This window comes from Vibrio sp. SCSIO 43009 (genome assembly GCF_023716525.1).
Lineage (GTDB): Bacteria > Pseudomonadota > Gammaproteobacteria > Enterobacterales > Vibrionaceae > Vibrio > Vibrio alginolyticus.
Genome location: NZ_CP071842.1, coordinates 1,483,310 through 1,501,158, shown reverse-complemented (window position 1 = coordinate 1,501,158; position 17,849 = coordinate 1,483,310). Strand labels below are relative to the sequence as shown.

At 40.2% G+C, this 17,849-nt stretch carries 13 protein-coding genes and 1 pseudogene; 8 read left to right on the top strand and 6 right to left on the bottom strand.

Translation table 11 applies throughout. From position 1 onward, the window contains the following. Positions 1 to 34: 34 nt before the first annotated feature. Positions 35 to 823: a transporter substrate-binding domain-containing protein gene (locus J4N43_RS07310; protein ID WP_005377324.1), complete on the bottom strand. Its 789-nt coding sequence runs from the start codon at positions 821 to 823 to the stop codon at positions 35 to 37. 461 nt (positions 824 to 1,284) lie between these two features. On the opposite strand from J4N43_RS07310, the gene J4N43_RS07305 reads away from it, so the two are divergent. Continuing rightward, positions 1,285 to 1,629, top strand: a complete 345-nt coding sequence (locus J4N43_RS07305; protein WP_005377323.1) for a DUF3316 domain-containing protein — start codon at positions 1,285 to 1,287, stop codon at positions 1,627 to 1,629. Positions 1,630 to 2,233: 604 nt separating this feature from the next. Here the strand turns inward: J4N43_RS07305 and J4N43_RS07300 are convergent. After that, positions 2,234 to 3,208, bottom strand: a complete 975-nt coding sequence (locus J4N43_RS07300) for a porin (RefSeq protein ID WP_005377322.1) — start codon at positions 3,206 to 3,208, stop codon at positions 2,234 to 2,236. 140 nt (positions 3,209 to 3,348) lie between these two features. Next, positions 3,349 to 4,272 carry a LysR family transcriptional regulator gene (locus tag J4N43_RS07295; RefSeq protein ID WP_158159668.1) on the bottom strand — a complete coding sequence of 308 codons (924 nt, stop codon included), beginning with the start codon at positions 4,270 to 4,272 and terminating at the stop codon, positions 3,349 to 3,351. 378 nt (positions 4,273 to 4,650) lie between these two features. Here J4N43_RS07295 and J4N43_RS07290 point away from each other — a divergent pair, with 378 nt between their 5' ends. The 3 genes from J4N43_RS07290 (at position 4,651) to J4N43_RS07280 (ending at position 10,048) form a co-directional block, all read left to right on the top strand. Then, on the top strand, positions 4,651 to 5,820 hold the full coding sequence (locus tag J4N43_RS07290; RefSeq protein WP_025768141.1) for an efflux RND transporter periplasmic adaptor subunit: 1,170 nt from the start codon (positions 4,651 to 4,653) through the stop codon (positions 5,818 to 5,820). 12 nt (positions 5,821 to 5,832) lie between these two features. Next, the gene (locus J4N43_RS07285; protein WP_025768140.1) at positions 5,833 to 8,973 is read left to right on the top strand and encodes an efflux RND transporter permease subunit; all 3,141 of its coding nucleotides are present in this window, start codon (positions 5,833 to 5,835) and stop codon (positions 8,971 to 8,973) included. Between the two features lie 145 nt (positions 8,974 to 9,118). Then, positions 9,119 to 10,048, top strand: coding sequence for a LysR family transcriptional regulator (locus J4N43_RS07280; protein WP_025768139.1), 930 nt, complete (start codon positions 9,119 to 9,121; stop codon positions 10,046 to 10,048). Positions 10,049 to 11,281: 1,233 nt separating this feature from the next. Here J4N43_RS07280 and J4N43_RS07275 read toward each other — a convergent pair. Next, positions 11,282 to 12,181, bottom strand: a complete 900-nt coding sequence (locus J4N43_RS07275) for a LysR family transcriptional regulator (RefSeq protein ID WP_053350357.1) — start codon at positions 12,179 to 12,181, stop codon at positions 11,282 to 11,284. Between the two features lie 112 nt (positions 12,182 to 12,293). Here J4N43_RS07275 and eamB point away from each other — a divergent pair, with 112 nt between their 5' ends. From eamB to queC, 3 genes and pseudogenes are all read left to right on the top strand, one after another. Further along, positions 12,294 to 12,878 carry a cysteine/O-acetylserine transporter gene (gene eamB / locus J4N43_RS07270; protein WP_005388201.1) on the top strand — a complete coding sequence of 195 codons (585 nt, stop codon included), beginning with the start codon at positions 12,294 to 12,296 and terminating at the stop codon, positions 12,876 to 12,878. 299 nt (positions 12,879 to 13,177) lie between these two features. Continuing rightward, positions 13,178 to 13,518 (top strand): annotated as a pseudogene (locus J4N43_RS07265) (helix-turn-helix domain-containing protein). A gap of 67 nt (positions 13,519 to 13,585) precedes the next feature. Continuing rightward, positions 13,586 to 14,242, top strand: coding sequence for a 7-cyano-7-deazaguanine synthase QueC (gene queC, locus J4N43_RS07260; RefSeq protein ID WP_005377298.1), 657 nt, complete (start codon positions 13,586 to 13,588; stop codon positions 14,240 to 14,242). Between the two features lie 310 nt (positions 14,243 to 14,552). On the opposite strand, the gene queE is transcribed toward queC, so the two are convergent. Further along, positions 14,553 to 15,203 (bottom strand): 7-carboxy-7-deazaguanine synthase QueE, encoded by a 651-nt coding sequence (queE, locus tag J4N43_RS07255; RefSeq protein WP_053350378.1) that lies wholly within the window; start codon positions 15,201 to 15,203, stop codon positions 14,553 to 14,555. Positions 15,204 to 15,419: 216 nt separating this feature from the next. Here queE and J4N43_RS07250 point away from each other — a divergent pair, with 216 nt between their 5' ends. Then, on the top strand, positions 15,420 to 16,229 hold the full coding sequence (locus J4N43_RS07250) for a Cof-type HAD-IIB family hydrolase (protein WP_017821691.1): 810 nt from the start codon (positions 15,420 to 15,422) through the stop codon (positions 16,227 to 16,229). 160 nt (positions 16,230 to 16,389) lie between these two features. Here J4N43_RS07250 and J4N43_RS07245 read toward each other — a convergent pair whose 3' ends face one another. Next, a complete protein-coding gene (locus J4N43_RS07245) occupies positions 16,390 to 17,835 on the bottom strand; it encodes a bifunctional NUDIX hydrolase/phosphatase PAP2 family protein (RefSeq protein ID WP_062730573.1) in 1,446 nt (481 codons plus the stop codon). Positions 17,836 to 17,849: the final 14 nt, after the last annotated feature.

Here is a 17,849-nt window from a genome sequence, read left to right as displayed (position 1 = left end):
AGAAGCTAGCCGCTCCTCTACAATAACAAAATGATTACTTAACTTGCTTTAACCATTTATCGTCGTTAAACCACTTATCGTAAATGCGATCGTAAGTTCCATCGCCCTTAATTTGACGTAAATAGTTGTTTAAGAAGTTAAGCGTATCTGGATTTCCTTGCGGCACAGCCCAACCCAAAGGCTCGTAAGTAAACGGTTTAGCCAAGTGCATTAACTGCCCTTTGTTTTCCGCCACATAAATAGAGTTGTAAGGAAAGTCATAAACAAACGCATCTACCTTTCCGTTGGCAACCTCAAGTACCGCTTCAGACTGAGTTTCGTATAGATTTATCTTAGCTTTCGGAAGGTATCGTTTTACCGCTTGCTCACCCGTTGTCCCAAGCTTAGTTGCAACAACATATTCTGGACTATTGAGATCGCGGTAACTAGACACTTTACCTTCATGTTTGAGATCTACGAGAATGGATTGACCAATAACCACATAGGGATCAGCGAAATTCACCTGAGTATTTCGCATAGGTGTGATAGTCATCCCGCCCATAATCATGTGACACTTACCAGTCAACAGTGTTGGGATAATGCCATCCCATGAAGTGTTTACCGGCACAAACTTAACATCCATGGCACGCGCCATTTGCTTACCCAAATCGATATCAAACCCGATGTACTGCCCATTTTTTGCTGTCATTTCAAAAGGCATATACCCAGAATCAAAACAGACTTTTAGCTCCCCTGTACTTTTGATGTCGTCTAAAATTGGGTCTGCATTAACCGTCGTCGAAACAGCTAACCCCAGTGCAGCAAAACACAATAACTTTTTCATGGATATTCCTTTATCATTTGTTGTAAAGTTTTTTTATACACGACAATAGAATAAAAAACCACAAATAATGACTTTTTAATCACTAGAATTTGTAGAATCGTCACTAAGACGGAAGATCTGAATGAAAATCTATACCAAGCCATTGCAATTGAATTGCATGCATTAAGTGATTGAGCTGTAGGCAGGTCACTATAACGACAAGAAACATACGCTTTGACTGAATAGTCAGCGTTTCCGAGAGTGGTTTAATTATTAACGAAACCATACAGATATTCGCTTTTCCACATTGACCGTAATGTCAAAAGTGCTTGAGTTTTATTGTTGACAATTCTTCCATAGTCAATGGTCACAAATGTGATGTACAGCACATTTCTATAGTGGCACTATCACCTTTGTCGAGAGATATTAACAAGGATTCGTTGGACATCTTGACTTTGTAATACAAATAAAAAGGTGACTATATGAAAAAACTAATGACGCTCTCATCACTATTATTATTCAGTTTATCTGCTACTGCTGGTATTCATGTCGAACACTCTACAAACAAAGTTGTTCTCAATGACTTTACGACAAAAGATGCCGCTTATAGCTCTGCGTTTGATCTTGTCGATGAATACCAAACGCTATCAAAACATGAACTTAGAAATCGTCTAAACATCATTGGAAGCGGTTTCCCTCGTGATATTGCAATCGATGATAGTAAGGTGAGAGTTGAAGAATACGCACTTAACCGTGATGAAGTTAAATATCGTGCAATCATAAACTTCGATTATCACTTCAGAACAAGTGACGGCGGTAAAAACTAAAAAATCATCTGCACCTTTACTTTCTTAGAGTCCTTCCTATTTTAAGAAAGTAAAGGTGTCTAATAATATTGAAACGACTGCTTTTCATAAATCGCTCTCTCCTTACATAAACAGTATCAATCCCTACCTCTATCGTTTACATAAAAATAATTTTTCCAATCTTCATTGAGATACATTTCGTCGTTTGGCGCTTTATCATTCACTTGGTTCGCCATATGGATTCCACATCACTTAAATGAAAAAGACCCTTGAAATTGAGTTCACTTTTTTATGACGATTAACTCAACCTAAGATTGACAATTTTCGTTATATTTTTCTCGTTTATAGCAATATATAAAAAAACTCTTTTTGTTTTAATTAACCATAAGACGTAAAAAAAGGCAACAAGATACTTCTTGTTGCCAAAGAAAAAATCATCATTCAAAAAATATGAAAATGAAAACTAGCAGTGGACTAGCTAACAAAACAATTATATTCAAAACACTTAAACAAGTAACGATCAATATAATCCATTATATATGGACGAAAGTCAGCACTTATGAACTTACACCGATAAATAAAAAAGCCTGAAAATAGTTTCAGGCTTTTTAGCTTTATTAATTTTTTAGAATGAATATCTCGCAGCTATTGCAAGAATATCGTCTTCATTGTCTACATCTGTAATTCTGTATTCTGCTAGTGCTTTAAAATTAGAAGTCAAATCGTACTCTGCACCTAGTGAGTAGTAATCGACGACATCTTCATCATCACGCTCTAGATTGTTATAGCCAACTAGTGCCCAAAGCTTATCTGTTACTTCATAAGTGGCAACTGCTTCAATACCGGTGTAATCAATATTACTTTCAGAACCATCTTTAGCCCAGTTTTCACCATCACTGTATAAAACAGAGGCATAAAACTTGTCGTATTCAAATGCAATAGCACCCGTTAGCAGCTCTGCATCTTCTGCACCCGATTGCCCTTCACCTTCGTTGTAACCAAGCGCAACTTTGAAGCCATATGGCAACTTGTAGTCCGCCGCCGCACCATAAGAGGCTGCATCTGTTGACACTTCATCGTTTTCAGCCTGATAGCTAACATGAATATTCAAACCTTCATAGCTTGTCGTTAGCTTAAATACTGAATCGGAGCGACCGGTACCATATAGATCCGCACTTACGCCAGCAGCTTCATTACCAAACTCCGGGAAAATATCCGTGTAGTCAGATACTAAAGTGACCGCACCGTATTGACGTCCATAACTTACTGTTCCGTAATCTGCACCAACTCCTACATAGCCTTTTCGGATATCAAATTCATCATCTTCAATCCCATCAGCATCTCTGCGATTAGACTTAAATTCCAACTCATATAAGCCGAAGGCATAAAGATCTTCATTTATTTTAGACTCACCTGAAAGTCCTACACGAATGTAGCTATTATCTCCGTCTGCATTTTTATCATCAGAGAAATAATACATCCCTTGCGCTCGGCCATGAATATTTAATACTGATTCTTGATCTTCATAAACTACGGCTGAATTTGCAGCACTTGCAGAAAAAAGTGCTGCGATTGCGATCGACGTTCTTGTCATTTTCATTTAATTACCACTACTTGTGTTGTTTGAATCGAGTGAAATTATGAACAGTGGCAATTATTTTTAAAGTGCAAATTCAACCATATTCTATGGATAAATATAAACAAGCCCTCAATCTAAAACATTATGTCCTAGTACTCATATTAGTTGAGATAATCCATCCAAACAGGAGGCGTCCCTATTATTTTTTGAACAGTATCAATGAACAGTTTGGCTAATGGTTGTTGATTTCGGTGAGTATACATTGCATATATTTCCCCTATCGCGGGAAGATTATAATCAGGAAGCAACTGTACAAGATCTTGTTTACTCAAACTCTCCTGAAGAAAGAACTGCCCTATTAAAGCATACCCTAGATCAGATTTTACGGCATCGAGCATTAACTCAGTTTCATTCACGAAGTACTGCCCATTGATATTATACGTTCTAACGTCGCTTGATGACTGGCTTGGCGCTATACGTAGCTTATCCGCCTTAAAGTTAGCATTAGAGTATATTACTGCTGGCATTTTTGTAAGCTCTTCTGGAGAGCTCGGGGTTCCATACTTGTCAATAAAACTCTTCGATGCAACCAGTGCCATATTATTGCTTGCCAACTTACGTACTATCATATTGGACTCTCGGATTGGTCCGATACGAAACACAACGTCAAAACCTTCGTGGATAACATCGACTCGATTATCATCGAGCAGCAGCTCTACAGTAATGTTTGGGTACTGTTTTATAAACTCTTTAACTGCCTGATTTAAGTAAGCTCTGCCAAAGAAAGTGGAGCTTGATATTTTCAGGTTACCCTTCGGTTCATCCTGAAATGTAGCAGCAATACTACGAGTTTCAGTTAGAACCTCTCTTACTTTCTTAGCTTGCGCCACCATCTCAACACCAGCATTGGTCAGGGATAGCGAACGCGTGGAACGGTTTAACAGCCGTAAGCCCAATTCATCCTCTAGCTTTTTGATCTGTTTTGACAAAGCTGAACGATCTATATGATTTCTGTCAGCAGCCTTAGCAAAAGTTCCGTATTCAGAGACATCCAGTAGTAATTCAAGTTGGCTTGCGAGATCCACTGCACAATTCCTTATTTAGTTTTTATTCTTTATGTGATGGGAAATGGATTTTACAAAATTAATTTCAATTTTTTATGGTTCAAATTGCATCAGTGAATTGCAAATAATGCACGAATTAAAAACGCTTTAATTTTCGTCGCTATCTTTAGCTTCTGTTTAGTTATTCCTATCTATTATGGCTTATTACATTTAACAATACTCCACGTCTTTAAAACCCTAAACTGACCTTTTTCAAACCAAAAAGTGAGCATTTTGACCAATATTTAATCGTGCATTTTTATCACTACTCTATGTTCGCTGAGGGCCTATTTACCCATAGGTACAATGAATACAATGCCGTTCCTTTTAGTATGAACAGAATCATTTAGGGCGCGACAAATGTTAAAGAAAGTTTTCGGCATTGGCCTTTTATCCGTTTTAGCTGCTTGTGCAGACGAAGAGATAACCAAACAACCTAATACTCCCTTACCTACGATAGACGTCTCCAAAGTCATCTATGAGCCCGTTCAATCGTGGTTCACCTTTACAACAAGGCTTCAAGCCCCAGAGAAAGTTTCTTTAATGCCACGCGTTTCCGGAGTTATTGAAACGGTAGAATTCAAAGACGGACAGAGTGTCAACAAAGGTGACTTACTCGTCACTCTTGATGATCGAACCTTCAAAGCTCAGGTCTCACGACTTGAAGCGCAAGTTAAGAGTGCTCGAGCTGCGCTAGAGCAAGCAGCAAACGAACAAAAGAGAGCCGCCCAACTGGTTAAGCGAAAAGCCATCTCAGCGGAACAAGCAGAGGCCCGAGATACCGCAGTAAAGCAACGCTCTGCAGAACTAATGGCCTTGCGTGCTCAGTTAGAATCCGCAAAGTTAGATCTTGAGTTTACGAAGATATATGCCCCTATTAGCGGCACTATTTCTAGAGCATTCATTACTAAAGGAAACAATGTAAACGCAAATCAAAGCGTTATATCAAACATTGTCTCTAACGATCAGGTATATGCATACTTTGATGTCGATGAGCGAACTTGGAACCGTTACTTCTCGACAATCAATGCCGACTCTAACTTACCTACTCGTCTTGAACTATCTGGACAAAATGGGCAGGTGTTTTTTGGACGCGTTGACTTTGTCGACAACTCCATCAACGAAAACACCGGTACTTTGCAGGTTCGAGCGGTATTCGATGCAACAAAATCAAACTTAAAAGTGGGATCGTTTGGCCGAGTTCAGATATCAACAACCAAACCAGTCGAACGAGTTCTCGTTCCAGAGCGTTCTATTGGCACAGATCTAGAAAACCGCTTTGTATTAACACTCAATGAAGAGAATACGTTGCAATACAGCATCGTAACCTTAGGCGAACGTTACGGAACATTTCGTGCTATCGAGAATGGCTTGAACGCCGACTCAATTATTGCGGTAAATGGCCCAGCAAAAGTTGGCCCAAATAGCAAAGTCACACCAAAAAATGTCACGCTAGATATTAGCAATACTTCATTGATTATGGCTTCAAACTCAACATCGTTGCCAAACAAACGTTTAGCTCAAGACTAAGAAGACAACCGAATGAAATTTGCACACTTTTTTATTCAAAGACCCATATTTGCCTCTATGTTATCGCTATTGATATTAATAGTAGGCGCAATTTCACTTTTGCAGTTGCCTGTGAGTGAATATCCAGAGGTTGTCCCTCCTACAGTAGTAGTTACAGCAAACTATCCTGGTGCGAACCCAAAAGTAATCGCAGAAACAGTTGCTACGCCTCTGGAGCAAGAAATTAATGGTACAGAAAACATGTTATATATGTTTTCACAGGCAACCAGTGACGGCAGAATGACATTGACCGTAACCTTTGCTTTAGGTACGGACTTGGACAAAGCTCAGGTTCAAATTCAAAATCGCGTCACTACAGCTTTGCCCCGGTTACCAGAAGCCGTCCAACGGTTAGGAGTTGTTGCCGAAAAAGCCTCTCCTGATCTCACCATGGTTGTGCATATATATTCTCCAGATTCTAGCCGTGAAGTCAGTTATTTAGCTAACTACGCTAATTTAAACTTGAAAGATGAGATAGCTCGGCTCGGAGGCGTTGGTGATGTGCGCCTTTTCGGTGGTGACGAGTACTCAATGCGCTTGTGGTTAAATCCAGATGAGCTCGCTTCTAGAAATCTAACCGTAATGGACGTTGTCTCCGCCGTCCGATCTCAAAACCAACAGGTGGCAGCAGGCTCATTAGGTGCGCAACCAGCCGCTAATGAAAACCAATTCCAAGTTTTGTTGAACGTAAAAGGCCGCTTGGAGAATATTGATGAATTCAACGACATTGTAGTAAAAGTTGACGAAACAGGGGCTTTGACACGTCTTAAAGACGTTGCACGCGTAGAGCTAGGTCAAAACTCTTATGCACTGCGCGCCTTGTTAAATGGTAAACCAGCGGTGGCGATGCCCGTATTCCAGCGCCCTGGTGCTAATGCTATTGAGCTATCTAATCAGGTTCGTTCAACCATGGACCGTTTACAAACAGCCTTTCCAGCTGGAGTTTCATATGAAATAGCCTACGACCCGACCGTCTTTGTTCGTGGTTCGATAGACGCGGTGGTTCATACTCTGCTAGAGGCAATTGTACTTGTTGTTGTCGTAGTCATTTTGTTTTTGCAAACATGGCGCGCGTCTATCATCCCTATCATTGCGGTGCCTGTTTCATTAATCGGTACGTTCGCTGTAATGCAAATGCTCGGAGTATCGATTAACACACTTTCGTTGTTTGGACTTGTTCTCGCCATAGGCATCGTCGTCGATGACGCCATTGTCGTCGTCGAAAACGTGGAACGGAACATCCATAATGGCCTTGCACCACTAGAAGCAACGAAACAAGCAATGACCGAAGTTACCGGGCCAATTATTGCAATTGCTTTAGTGTTATGTGCGGTGTTCATCCCGACGACCTTTATTACAGGGTTATCCGGTCAGTTTTATAAGCAGTTCGCACTAACAATTACGATCTCGACGATTATTTCAGCAATTAACTCGTTGACGTTATCGCCTGCTTTATCAGCACTGCTATTACAAGATAAGAACGCAAAACCCGATCGGCTAACCAAGCTATTGGATGCGGTTTTTGGTAAGTATGTTTTTGCGCCATTCAATAGAATTTTTGAGTACAGCTCGAACCAATATCAAGCTCTGGTCAAGAAGCTGATTCGCTTTAGCCTTGTTGTTGTGGTGGTATACATTGCGTTACTCGGGGGAACGGCTTCTCTATTCAAAGCAGTTCCTGGAGGATTCATTCCTCAACAAGATAAGCAGTATTTAGTTGCGATCGCCCAACTTCCAGATGCAGCAAGTTTAGATCGAACAGAGTCCGTTATTAAAGAAATGGAAAACCTCGCGCTGGCAACACCTGGCGTAGCACAAACCATTTCTTTCCCAGGCTTATCGGTCAATGGTTTTACTAACAGTCCGAATAGTGGCATCGTTTTTGTTACGCTTGAGGACTTCGATAAACGAAATGATCCAACTCTCGGAGCAAATGCGATTGTTGCATCTTTGAATAAGAGCTTTTCAATCATTGATGAAGCCTTCGTTGCGATTTTTCCACCACCACCAATCCAAGGACTTGGCTCTACTGGCGGCTTTAAACTTCAAATCGAAGACCGAGCGAACAAGGGGTTTGATGAGCTCTTCAAGCAATTGAACTTGGTAATAAGTGAGGCATCAACAAGACCCGAGCTGATGGGATTATATTCCACATTTCGTATACAAGTGCCGCAGATGGACATCCAAATAGATCGTGAACAAGCGATGCTGCAAGGTGTTCCTCTAGAGCAGGTTTTTGATGCGCTTCAAGTTTATTTAGGATCATTATACGTCAATGACTTCAATATGTTTGGTAGAACATACAAAGTGAATGCCCAGGCAGACATGAACTATCGTCTCGAACCTGACCAAATACTTAACTACAAAGTAAGAAATGCTGCCGGACAAATGGTTCCTCTCGGCGCTGTACTGGAGATCATACCCACGATTGGGCCTGACCGCGTGATGCACTATAACGGCTACCCTAGTGCAGAACTAAACGGCAGTCCTGCTTTTGGTTACAGTTCTGACCAAGCCCAAACGGCTATTGAGGAAGTACTGGATCAAAACCTAGCAGAGGGAATGGTTTATGAATGGACTGATGTAACCTACCAGCAGATTTTGGCTGGTAACACGATGGTGTATATATTCCCACTTGTTGTTTTGTTAGTTTTCATGGTGCTAGCTTCGCAGTACGAGAGTTTAAAACTGCCATTCGCTATCATTTTGATCGTTCCTATGACCATTTTTTCTGCACTAGCAGGTGTTTGGTTCATTGGTGGTGACAACAATATATTCACACAAATTGCTTTGATTGTCCTTGTGGCTCTAGCGTGTAAAAATGCCATCTTGATGGTGGAGTTCGCTAAAGAACTTAAAGACAATGGCCAAGATACCTTATCAGCGATTTTGGAAGCATGTCGTTTACGTCTTCGACCGATTCTAATGACATCAATTGCATTTACCGCTGGTGTTATTCCATTAATGATTGGTACAGGGGCCGGAGCGGAAATGCGACAAGCAATGGGTATTGCTGTATTCTCGGGTATGGTAGGCGTAACGGTATTTGGATTACTACTCACACCTGTTTTTTACATGTTAGTGAGTCGAAACAAAAAACGTCAAACACTATAACCATAATATAAATACTCATTTAAATTCATACTAAAGGGAGCTATTGCTCCCTTTTCTTTTGGTTATTAAGTATATTAATAATTTCTAGACAGAGCAGAAGTTATACATGAAACTAATACGCTAATATCTAACGTGGATAAACATTGTGGATTTAGCAAATAAACTACACCTGCTTTTAGAAGTCTCTAAAGCTGGATCTTTTGCAAAAGCAGCAGATGGGATGAATATCGACCGCTCTGTTTTGTCTAAACACATCAAGCAGTTAGAAGAGCACTTAGGCGTTAGGCTATTAAACAGAACGACTCGCTCTCTTTCATTAACACAAGTCGGCAAGCAAATAGTAGAAAAAGCAGACCAAATATCTCAACTCCTTGATGATACTCAACAAATAGCGGAGAACTTTCAGACTGAGCCTTCAGGGAAAGTACGAATTTCAAGCTCAACATTATTTGGAAAACTCTATCTACAACCTTCGATAGAGAAGTTTTTACATAAGTACCCAAAAGCAAGTGTTGAACTAATGCTAGATGATCTTCATGTAGACGTGATTAGAAGTAATTTTGATATTGCTTTTCGAATCGGACCTATGAGGGATTCATCAATGGTAGCAAGAAAATTAGCAAAAAATACGACTGCAATCATTGCTTCTCGAAATTTAATTGAAAAACATGGTAACCCAGAAACGCCTGATGAGTTAGTTAAGCTACCTTTTATTATTTATTCAAATGGTAATTTTATTGTCGATAAACTTAAATTCTACGACAAAGCAAAATCAGATGGTTTAGATACATACCCAATATCAGGGTCATACATGGTAAATGAAGCTGAGCTAATAATTGAAAGCGTAAAGTCAGGTCTGGGCGCAGCACTTATAGGTCAATTTATGCTCCCTAACAACCTAGAGTCTTCTAATTTAGTTCAACTTTTACCAGAATATGAAACTCAAGATTTTGGTGATATTTATGCCATGTACTCACACCGTCAGCAATCACCATTGGTTAGGGCATTCATTGATATCGTTCAAGAAGAAATTGGCATACCACCAATATGGGAAAAGCATTTCAATAAAAGCTAGGTAATTCTATTTAACCAAAATTAACATAAAATAAAACATCAAATAAAATCAATAAGTTAAAACAGGAATATTTAAGATTCATAGGAGTTTAATGTTAGGTGAATTAAGTTCCATTCTAAATGGCGCTTAATTCACTAAATATAAAACATTCTTGATTTATAATACTAACAAATCCATCACCTATACAAGTTACGATGTATATTAAAGAAAAACACACCTCGGTCACTAGTTTGTTAGTATATAAAATATCTTATCTTATTTTTTTGGTTATTTACACGTTAGCAACGATTTATTTTAGCGTACAAATGGACAAAAGCACATCGGAGAACTCTCTTATAGAAATGACTCAAATAGCATTTGTGCTTTTTTCATCGTTAATGTGTTTGTATAAATCTAAGGAATATCTTGAACTCAAACACATATTAGTAATAATGTCTTCATTTTTTATGGTTATATTCGTTAGAGAAATGGACTACCACATAGAGCAGTATTTCCCTCACGGTTCATGGAAGTATCCTGCTTGGATTATAATAGTCTCGGTCTGTTATTTTTGTTTTAATAACATAGTTAACATAAAAAATGAGGTAAAACTTTTCATTTCTCATTCTAGCTTCACGACATTAACGATTGGCTTTTTTATTGTTTTCTTATTCTCACGCTTTGCAGGGTATGGTGATTTTTGGGTCGAGTTTATGGGGAACTCATACAATAGAGACGTGAAAAACTTGGTCGAAGAAAGCTTAGAGTTACTAGGTTACGCGATACTTTTAAACGGTGTTTTACTTATTAAAGTAGAAAACCACTAAGTATAAATAAAAGTTCATAGCTTGTAGTTCAAGCTTTGAACTTTTTTGGTTAAAAAAAAGCAGCAAATTATATTTGCTGCAAATGATGAAAAAAACAATATGCGTAAGTTAACTTCCTAGCAATGGATGCGTTAACGAGTTAATAATAACGAACCGTAACAATTAAGTCTCGTTGAAAATAATCCATAAAGAATGGAATTTATTACACTGTTAATTATGTAACCTTATCTAATCTAGTTATCACACGCCGTCGTTTTTATATCTTATCTCTTTCCGTCAATAAATAGCTCTTCACATCAGATCCCATTTATCATCCCACAACAGTCGGATTCAAAACAAAGCAATAAAAATCAATAAATTAGAAGTAGCCACTTAAAAAATAAAAAGGAGTAAAAACGAAACTATATCAGATAGAACATATTAAAGATCACCGACTCTGAGTAGAAAGCCGTTCATACTCGTTACGCATACAATCAATAAAGACTTCCATCGCCGGCGTCACACACTTCCCAGCATGATAAGCGCAGAGTGGCTTGATCATCTGTGAAAATTCGGTGAACTCAAGCTCTTGTAAACTGCCCTCTTGCAACTCTTTTTCAACCGTAAAACGAGGTAAGTAAGAGATACCAATATTACTCTCAACGCAATTTTTGATCGTATTAATACTGCTAAGTTCGATCATGTTGTCGATGCTAATATCACGCTCCTGAATAATGCTCTCAAACATCCGTCGAAAAAGGCACTTAGGGCCATTGCTTATAAACCCTAAATCAATATGTTGCTCTCTCTTCTTTAAATCTAGCCCTTTTAAAAGCGGTGAAGCAACCAATACCAGTGGCTCGTGCTCAAACTCGTGGACCTTGAGCGTATCGTCATTACCTACTCGATAAAACACACCTAAATCAGCTTTATCCGCTATCAACTCATCTCGAATCTGATAGCAATTTTGTGATTGCAGAGAGAGTCTGACATTGGGCGCTCTGATCCTGAACTCTTTTAAAACATTAGCCATCTTATAAGCAAGTTGAGTCTCAGCAACCAGCACTTTCAATTCACCGGTCGGCTCCGAGTTTTCTTGCTGTGCTGTTCCCTCAATATTTTCCATCACTCGCGCCAGTTCATAGACGTAAGGCAGTATCTTTTCTCCTGCTTGAGTCAAAACCATCTTACGCCCTATTTTTTCGAACAGCTGCAGAGACAGATCTTGTTCCAACTGCTTGATTTGAAAGGTGACGGTTGATTGCGTGCAATAAAGCTTCTGTGACGCTTTTAGAAACGATCCTTCTTCAACAATAGCTTTAAAAGTAAGAAAGCGTTTTAGATTCATGACTAGACTCCACAACCAACAGTTCAATAAATTAAAAGTCTAAGTTTTAATTTATTCAATTTTTTAATCAATTGTAGCGAAGTATAGTGCAGTAAAAACAGGAGAGATAGAGATGACCGCCATCTACACCGCATTTTTTACTTACGTAATCATTACTTCAATTACACCAGGGCCAAACAACATTTTATCGCTCAGCATCGCGACGCAATATGGACTAAAACGCTCAACAAAAGTGATTTCGGGGATGTTTTGTGGCTATGTTGTTTTGATGCTACTTTGTGGCGCTTTCACGTATAACATGATCAGCCTCTTGCCCGTGATTACACCTTGGCTAACATGGATTGGAGCAGCTTATATTGTTTGGTTGGCTTGGGGGCTTGCTACGAGTGAGATCAAAACTTCATCGGATAATTCTAAAGGTATCAGTTTCTTAACAGGTTTCGGTTTGCAGTTCGTTAATGTGAAAATCATTCTTTATGGAATTACCTCTATTTCTACGTTCGTACTGCCCCACACTCAGAATATCTACTGGATCTTAGCGACTAGCCTCATTCTTGCTTTGATCGCACTTCTTAGCAACGTAGTCTGGGCCGTTGCAGGAAAGCTACTTCAATCGCAATTCCAGAGATATGGCAAAGTCATCAATATGAGCTTAGCAGCAGCTCTGATCTATTGTGCGACACAGTTATTTACTTAAGTATATAGTTGATCATCAAGAACAATATTGCTCTTCAACTTAGACGACTACGTTTATGTGAAGAGCAAATTCTGCTCTACAAATCGCTGCGGTTTCTCGTGCCCTTACTCGCTCCTTCATACGGCAGTTTTTGAAGAAGTAGATTCAACGTCACTTAATCAACCTAAAGATACGAAATCTTTTTTAGTTATACAGACACGGCCTTGGCGACCTCGGCAATAACTAAGCATTACTTAGTATACACAAATCAGAAAAACTAAGATAATCTTAGTCATCCAAGTCCTTCGTATGAACTTTAAGTGTTGTTTAATAATCCACTCCCAGCCCGCCTTAAGCATGCGCGTAAACAAGCGAATCTATCCCAAAAAGCACTGGGCATCCGTATCGGCATGGATGATAGTTCTGCAAGTGCAAGGATGAATCAATACGAAAGGGAGCGCCATACTCCCGACGTAAAAACGCTCAAACTTATCGCAGATGAGCTAAACGTACCTCTAAACTATTTTTTTGTGAAGATGAAATCACCGCTGAACTTGCTGCGAATCTCCACAAGCTGTCAAATGATGACAAGCAAAGAGTGCTTGAGAGCACAGCCCAGTTGATTGCGGACGCAATCGTCACGAACAAGTCGAGTACGTAATTGGGATTAAACGCCTAAGAATACGTATCAATACCAAAGAATCAAAGAGCATAACTAAGGGTTCAACATGGCTACAACAAAAGCACTTGTGGTTTTTTCCGGTGGGCAGGACTCTACGACCTGCTTAATCGATGCATTAAATACATATGATGAAGTTCATGCTATAACGTTTGATTATGGCCAGCGTCATTCAGATGAAATAGATATCGCTATCGAATTAGGTAAGCAACTTAACATCAAAAGCCACAAAGTCCTGGATGTAAAATCAATTAATGAGTTAGCGATAAGCTCGCTGACAAGAGACAACATTCCGGTATCTAATGACTTAAGCGACGCTAACGTACCCAATACATTCGTTCCAGGGAGAAACATTCTCTTTCTTACTTACGCATGTATCCATGCTTACCAGCTTGGCATTCAAGACATCATTACGGGAGTTTGCGAAACAGACTTTAGTGGTTACCCTGACTGCCGAGACAACTTTATTCGCTCTCTAAATCTCTCTTGCAATTTAGGTATGGATAAAGCCTTCAATATTAAGACTCCTTTAATGTGGCTTACTAAAGCCGAGACCTGGGCTCTAGCTGATAAGCATAATATGTTGGAATTTGTTCAAAACAATACTTTAACATGTTACAACGGAATCGTTGGTAAAGGCTGTGGTGAATGCCCAGCGTGCCTACTGCGACAAAGCGGCTTAGAAGAATACTTAGCGAGCAAATAGTCTTTGTTAGCGGTAATAGCGCTGGGATAAAACCTTTTGCGTTAGCTTCTAAACGTTTTATCTCAGCGTGAAACTCCAGCCAACAGAGCTTCATTTTGATGCCGCCAGATTGGTGGCATCAATTAAATGCGAAACGATTGTCGAACCAAAGATAGCACCACACCACAACAGCCAACACTGCTTAGCTTTTACAACGCTATAAATTGTTTAGATATATCGACAATGTTTCGATAGCAAAGCTACCAACGGCATTACTCGCGAAACCGGAATTAGATAGAAAAGCTACCTCGAATGATGACGAGTCTCTCGTCTAAGCAATACTCAAATATTTATGAGTTTGAACAGACAAACGCCAATTGCGGGCAATGCACGTATCAATACACAATTGCGTAGCACGAGGCTTCTGGCTAATTGGTTGTAGTGCAATGATAGTCTCAGCCGCTACGTTCGCATTTGCTAAAAGATCATCAAGGTGGTCGATGTCTTTCTGGGTGCCGACTGGATGCTTAATCTCATTTGCCCGCTCTAACGCGCTATTAAGCACTGGTAATTTACCTTTCATTGCCACTTTTGGTGACACTGTCACCCACGTATTTTCTGAAGTAATCACTTCTGATGTGCCACTGGTTTCAATTTGGCATTGGCACCCCATACCTTCAAACGCCTTTGTTAAAGGGCGCAGATCATAAATACAAGGCTCTCCACCAGTAATCACGATATGCTTAGCATTAAAGCCTTGCTGTTGATATTGCTCTACGATGTTCTCGGCAGATGCAACACACCACGTCGGAGAGTCTTCCGTTTTCACCAGAATATCGCCTATTTGACGTTGATCATTCTCATCTGCATACCACGTTTGTTTGGTATCGCACCATGAGCAACCAACCGGACACTCTTGAAGCCGAACAAAAACAGCAGGGACTCCAGTGAAAACCCCTTCCCCTTGGATGGTTTCAAACATCTCATTTAGCTTATACAACGCAGAACTCACTCAACTCATAACATTTCGAGGCGAAGACCATAATGGACACGCGTGTCTAGGTCAATTTAAACCAAAAATTAATTGTTAAAATAGACCATTTTGTAGTTTCATAGCGTAATGAATATAGGTTTCTGGTTAACGTTAAACCAAGCCTTATTCACTGACAGCTCCCAAAAAACTTTAAGGTAAGAAATGATGTATAAACTGATCGCACTAGATATGGATGGCACGCTACTCAATAGTGATAAAGCCATTTCTGAAGAAAACAAACAAGCGATCGCAAAAGCTCGAGAAGCAGGCGTTACTGTCGTTCTCGCTTCTGGTCGCCCATTAGAAGGAATGCAAGACAAGCTCGACGAACTGAATATCCATTCCGATCGAGATTTTGTTCTTTACTATAACGGTTCGATGGTCAAGAACGTAGGCACAAACGACATCATCCACCAGCAAATCATAGATGGTAAAGCTGCAAAATTGGTGGCGCGAAAAGCCGAAGAGCTAGGTGCGTACGTCCATGCTTTTAGTCAAGTTCATGGTTTAATCACCAACGAGCACAACCCTTACACAGATATTGAAGCAAAGATAAATGGCTTAAATGTCACCGAGATGAACTTCGAATCACTAGAAGACGATCATCCAATCATCAAAGCTATGATGGTTGCAGAGCCAAGCAAACTAACAGAAGTTATAGCAGCACTGCCAGCTGAAATGCGCGAAGCGTTTACGGTTGTTCAAAGCGCTCCGTTTTTCCTTGAGTTTCTTAACCCTGCGAGCAACAAAGGTATTGGTGTTGCCGCAATTGCCGAGTATTTGGGAATTAAACCGGAAGAAGTTATCTGTATGGGTGACGCAGAAAATGACCACCACATGCTGAAATACGCTGGCCTTGGTATCGCGATGGCAAATGCAATGGAAGAAACCAAGCAAATCGCTGACTACATTACGGCAAGTAATGATGAGCACGGTGTCGCTAAAGCTATAGAAAAGTTCGTGCTCAATGCATAGCCCTTTCCGCCATGTCTGTTGCGTTAAGCCTCTTACGTTTAACACCCCTAGCCGTCCAAGATAGGCAAGCGGCGTTGTTCGTGGACTAAACGTGTAAAAGCCTTGCTGTAATGCAAGGCTTTGTTTTTACTCAAATACTAATAGATAACAAATACAGCCATCAATCTAGCAACGTTTTGCTCGGTTGGTTTTCACAAGTCAGCTTCCTTGCAAGCAGCATAAATAACAACATTAATAATGGATAATGTAACGTCGACAAGACTAATGACCACAAACCGCTAAACGATACGATATTAGCCGAGTACAAATAGAGTTGATCAACAAGCAACAATGCCAGCGTCACAAAGATCATCTGCCGAGTATCTAAATGTGCTTTCGACTCTTTAAATGTCATGACCAACGCTGATGCAGTGATTAAAATTGCTAGCCAGCGACCAAACACAGGTAATGGCCAGATGACGGAGATGACCGCTGTTGCCGCAGTCATAATTAACCAGACGCCTTTTGAGCTTAGAACTTGATCAACGTTCACATCTTGATTTGTTTCCAGTCGAAGAACATGCCAAGCCACCAAGCTGCCTAACAGCGCGCCAAATAACATATCTAAAATAAAGGCACTGCCGAGGAAAAACTTACCTAACACCACAGTAAGAGTGATGAACACGAAGACTGCCGTTGTTCCATTCAAACCAAAATACTGGGTTCTATGAAACAAGAACGTCAGCACACAAAACCACACAGCGATAGGCAAGCTAGGAAAACTAAAGCCAAAGCTGTGCGTTAACTCCATCATTGGTATATAGACATGTGGGCGCGGTAGCGAAAAGCCTTGTTGAGCGACAAGCACCATAAGCGACGTTGCACTAATTGCGAAAAAGAGTCGGTACACAAACCGGCTACCAAAGCGCATCATGGCAAAAGGAAATAGAAAGAGTAGTACCGTCGGTTCTGTCAGATCTATAACGAGTTTCGAGATCTGACTAGCTACCTCGTAACTCGTTTCTGACAACGCCCCTACCCAACTCTGTAAATCTATCAGCCACGCCAATTCAACCTGACGAAATGAAGGCGCGGATTCGATCAACTGAGTCACATAAGATACTGATTGCTTGGTAGCTTGATCAAAAAACTGAGTGGCTTGTGGCCATTGCTCAGGATAACGATATAAAGATGATGGTAATTCAGATGGGCTAAGCAACATCGCTGACGCAACTTCTACTCCATAATGAGGGGCAAACCAAATAGGCAGTTCATTTCCACCTAAAGAATTATTCATAGAAAAAGCGATAATGTCAGAGTCTGATATACAGTCGTAAAAAACCGCAGTGTCCGTTCTGCCAAGCTCCTCTCCAACCGTAACCACTATACCGGTTTCTTCCCACGTTTCTCGTTGAGCAGCAACTTGTGGAGACTCACCATCAATAATGGTTCCGCCAGGTAGAGAAATCTTATCCGTTAATACTTCATGAACTAGCACTAACTTGTCATCAGCGCGAACAATACAGAGCGCTCCTTTAACTTCGCTCGCAGTGGCTTTAGCCGTAGAGATCGGTGAAACAGGTAACAAAATAAAACAAAGGATGAGTAATAACAGCTGTCTCAACACAAAATATGACCTTA

Coding starts and splice junctions, on each gene's coding strand:
- J4N43_RS07310 (WP_005377324.1), bottom strand. CDS start 823: ATGAAAAAGTTATTGTGTTTTGCTGCACTGGGGTTAGCTGTTTCGACG.
- J4N43_RS07305 (WP_005377323.1), top strand. CDS start 1,285: ATGAAAAAACTAATGACGCTCTCATCACTATTATTATTCAGTTTATCT.
- J4N43_RS07300 (WP_005377322.1), bottom strand. CDS start 3,208: ATGAAAATGACAAGAACGTCGATCGCAATCGCAGCACTTTTTTCTGCA.
- J4N43_RS07290 (WP_025768141.1), top strand. CDS start 4,651: ATGTTAAAGAAAGTTTTCGGCATTGGCCTTTTATCCGTTTTAGCTGCT.
- J4N43_RS07285 (WP_025768140.1), top strand. CDS start 5,833: ATGAAATTTGCACACTTTTTTATTCAAAGACCCATATTTGCCTCTATG.
- J4N43_RS07275 (WP_053350357.1), bottom strand. CDS start 12,181: ATGAATCTAAAACGCTTTCTTACTTTTAAAGCTATTGTTGAAGAAGGA.
- eamB (WP_005388201.1), top strand. CDS start 12,294: ATGACCGCCATCTACACCGCATTTTTTACTTACGTAATCATTACTTCA.
- queC (WP_005377298.1), top strand. CDS start 13,586: ATGGCTACAACAAAAGCACTTGTGGTTTTTTCCGGTGGGCAGGACTCT.
- queE (WP_053350378.1), bottom strand. CDS start 15,203: ATGTTTGAAACCATCCAAGGGGAAGGGGTTTTCACTGGAGTCCCTGCT.
- J4N43_RS07250 (WP_017821691.1), top strand. CDS start 15,420: ATGTATAAACTGATCGCACTAGATATGGATGGCACGCTACTCAATAGT.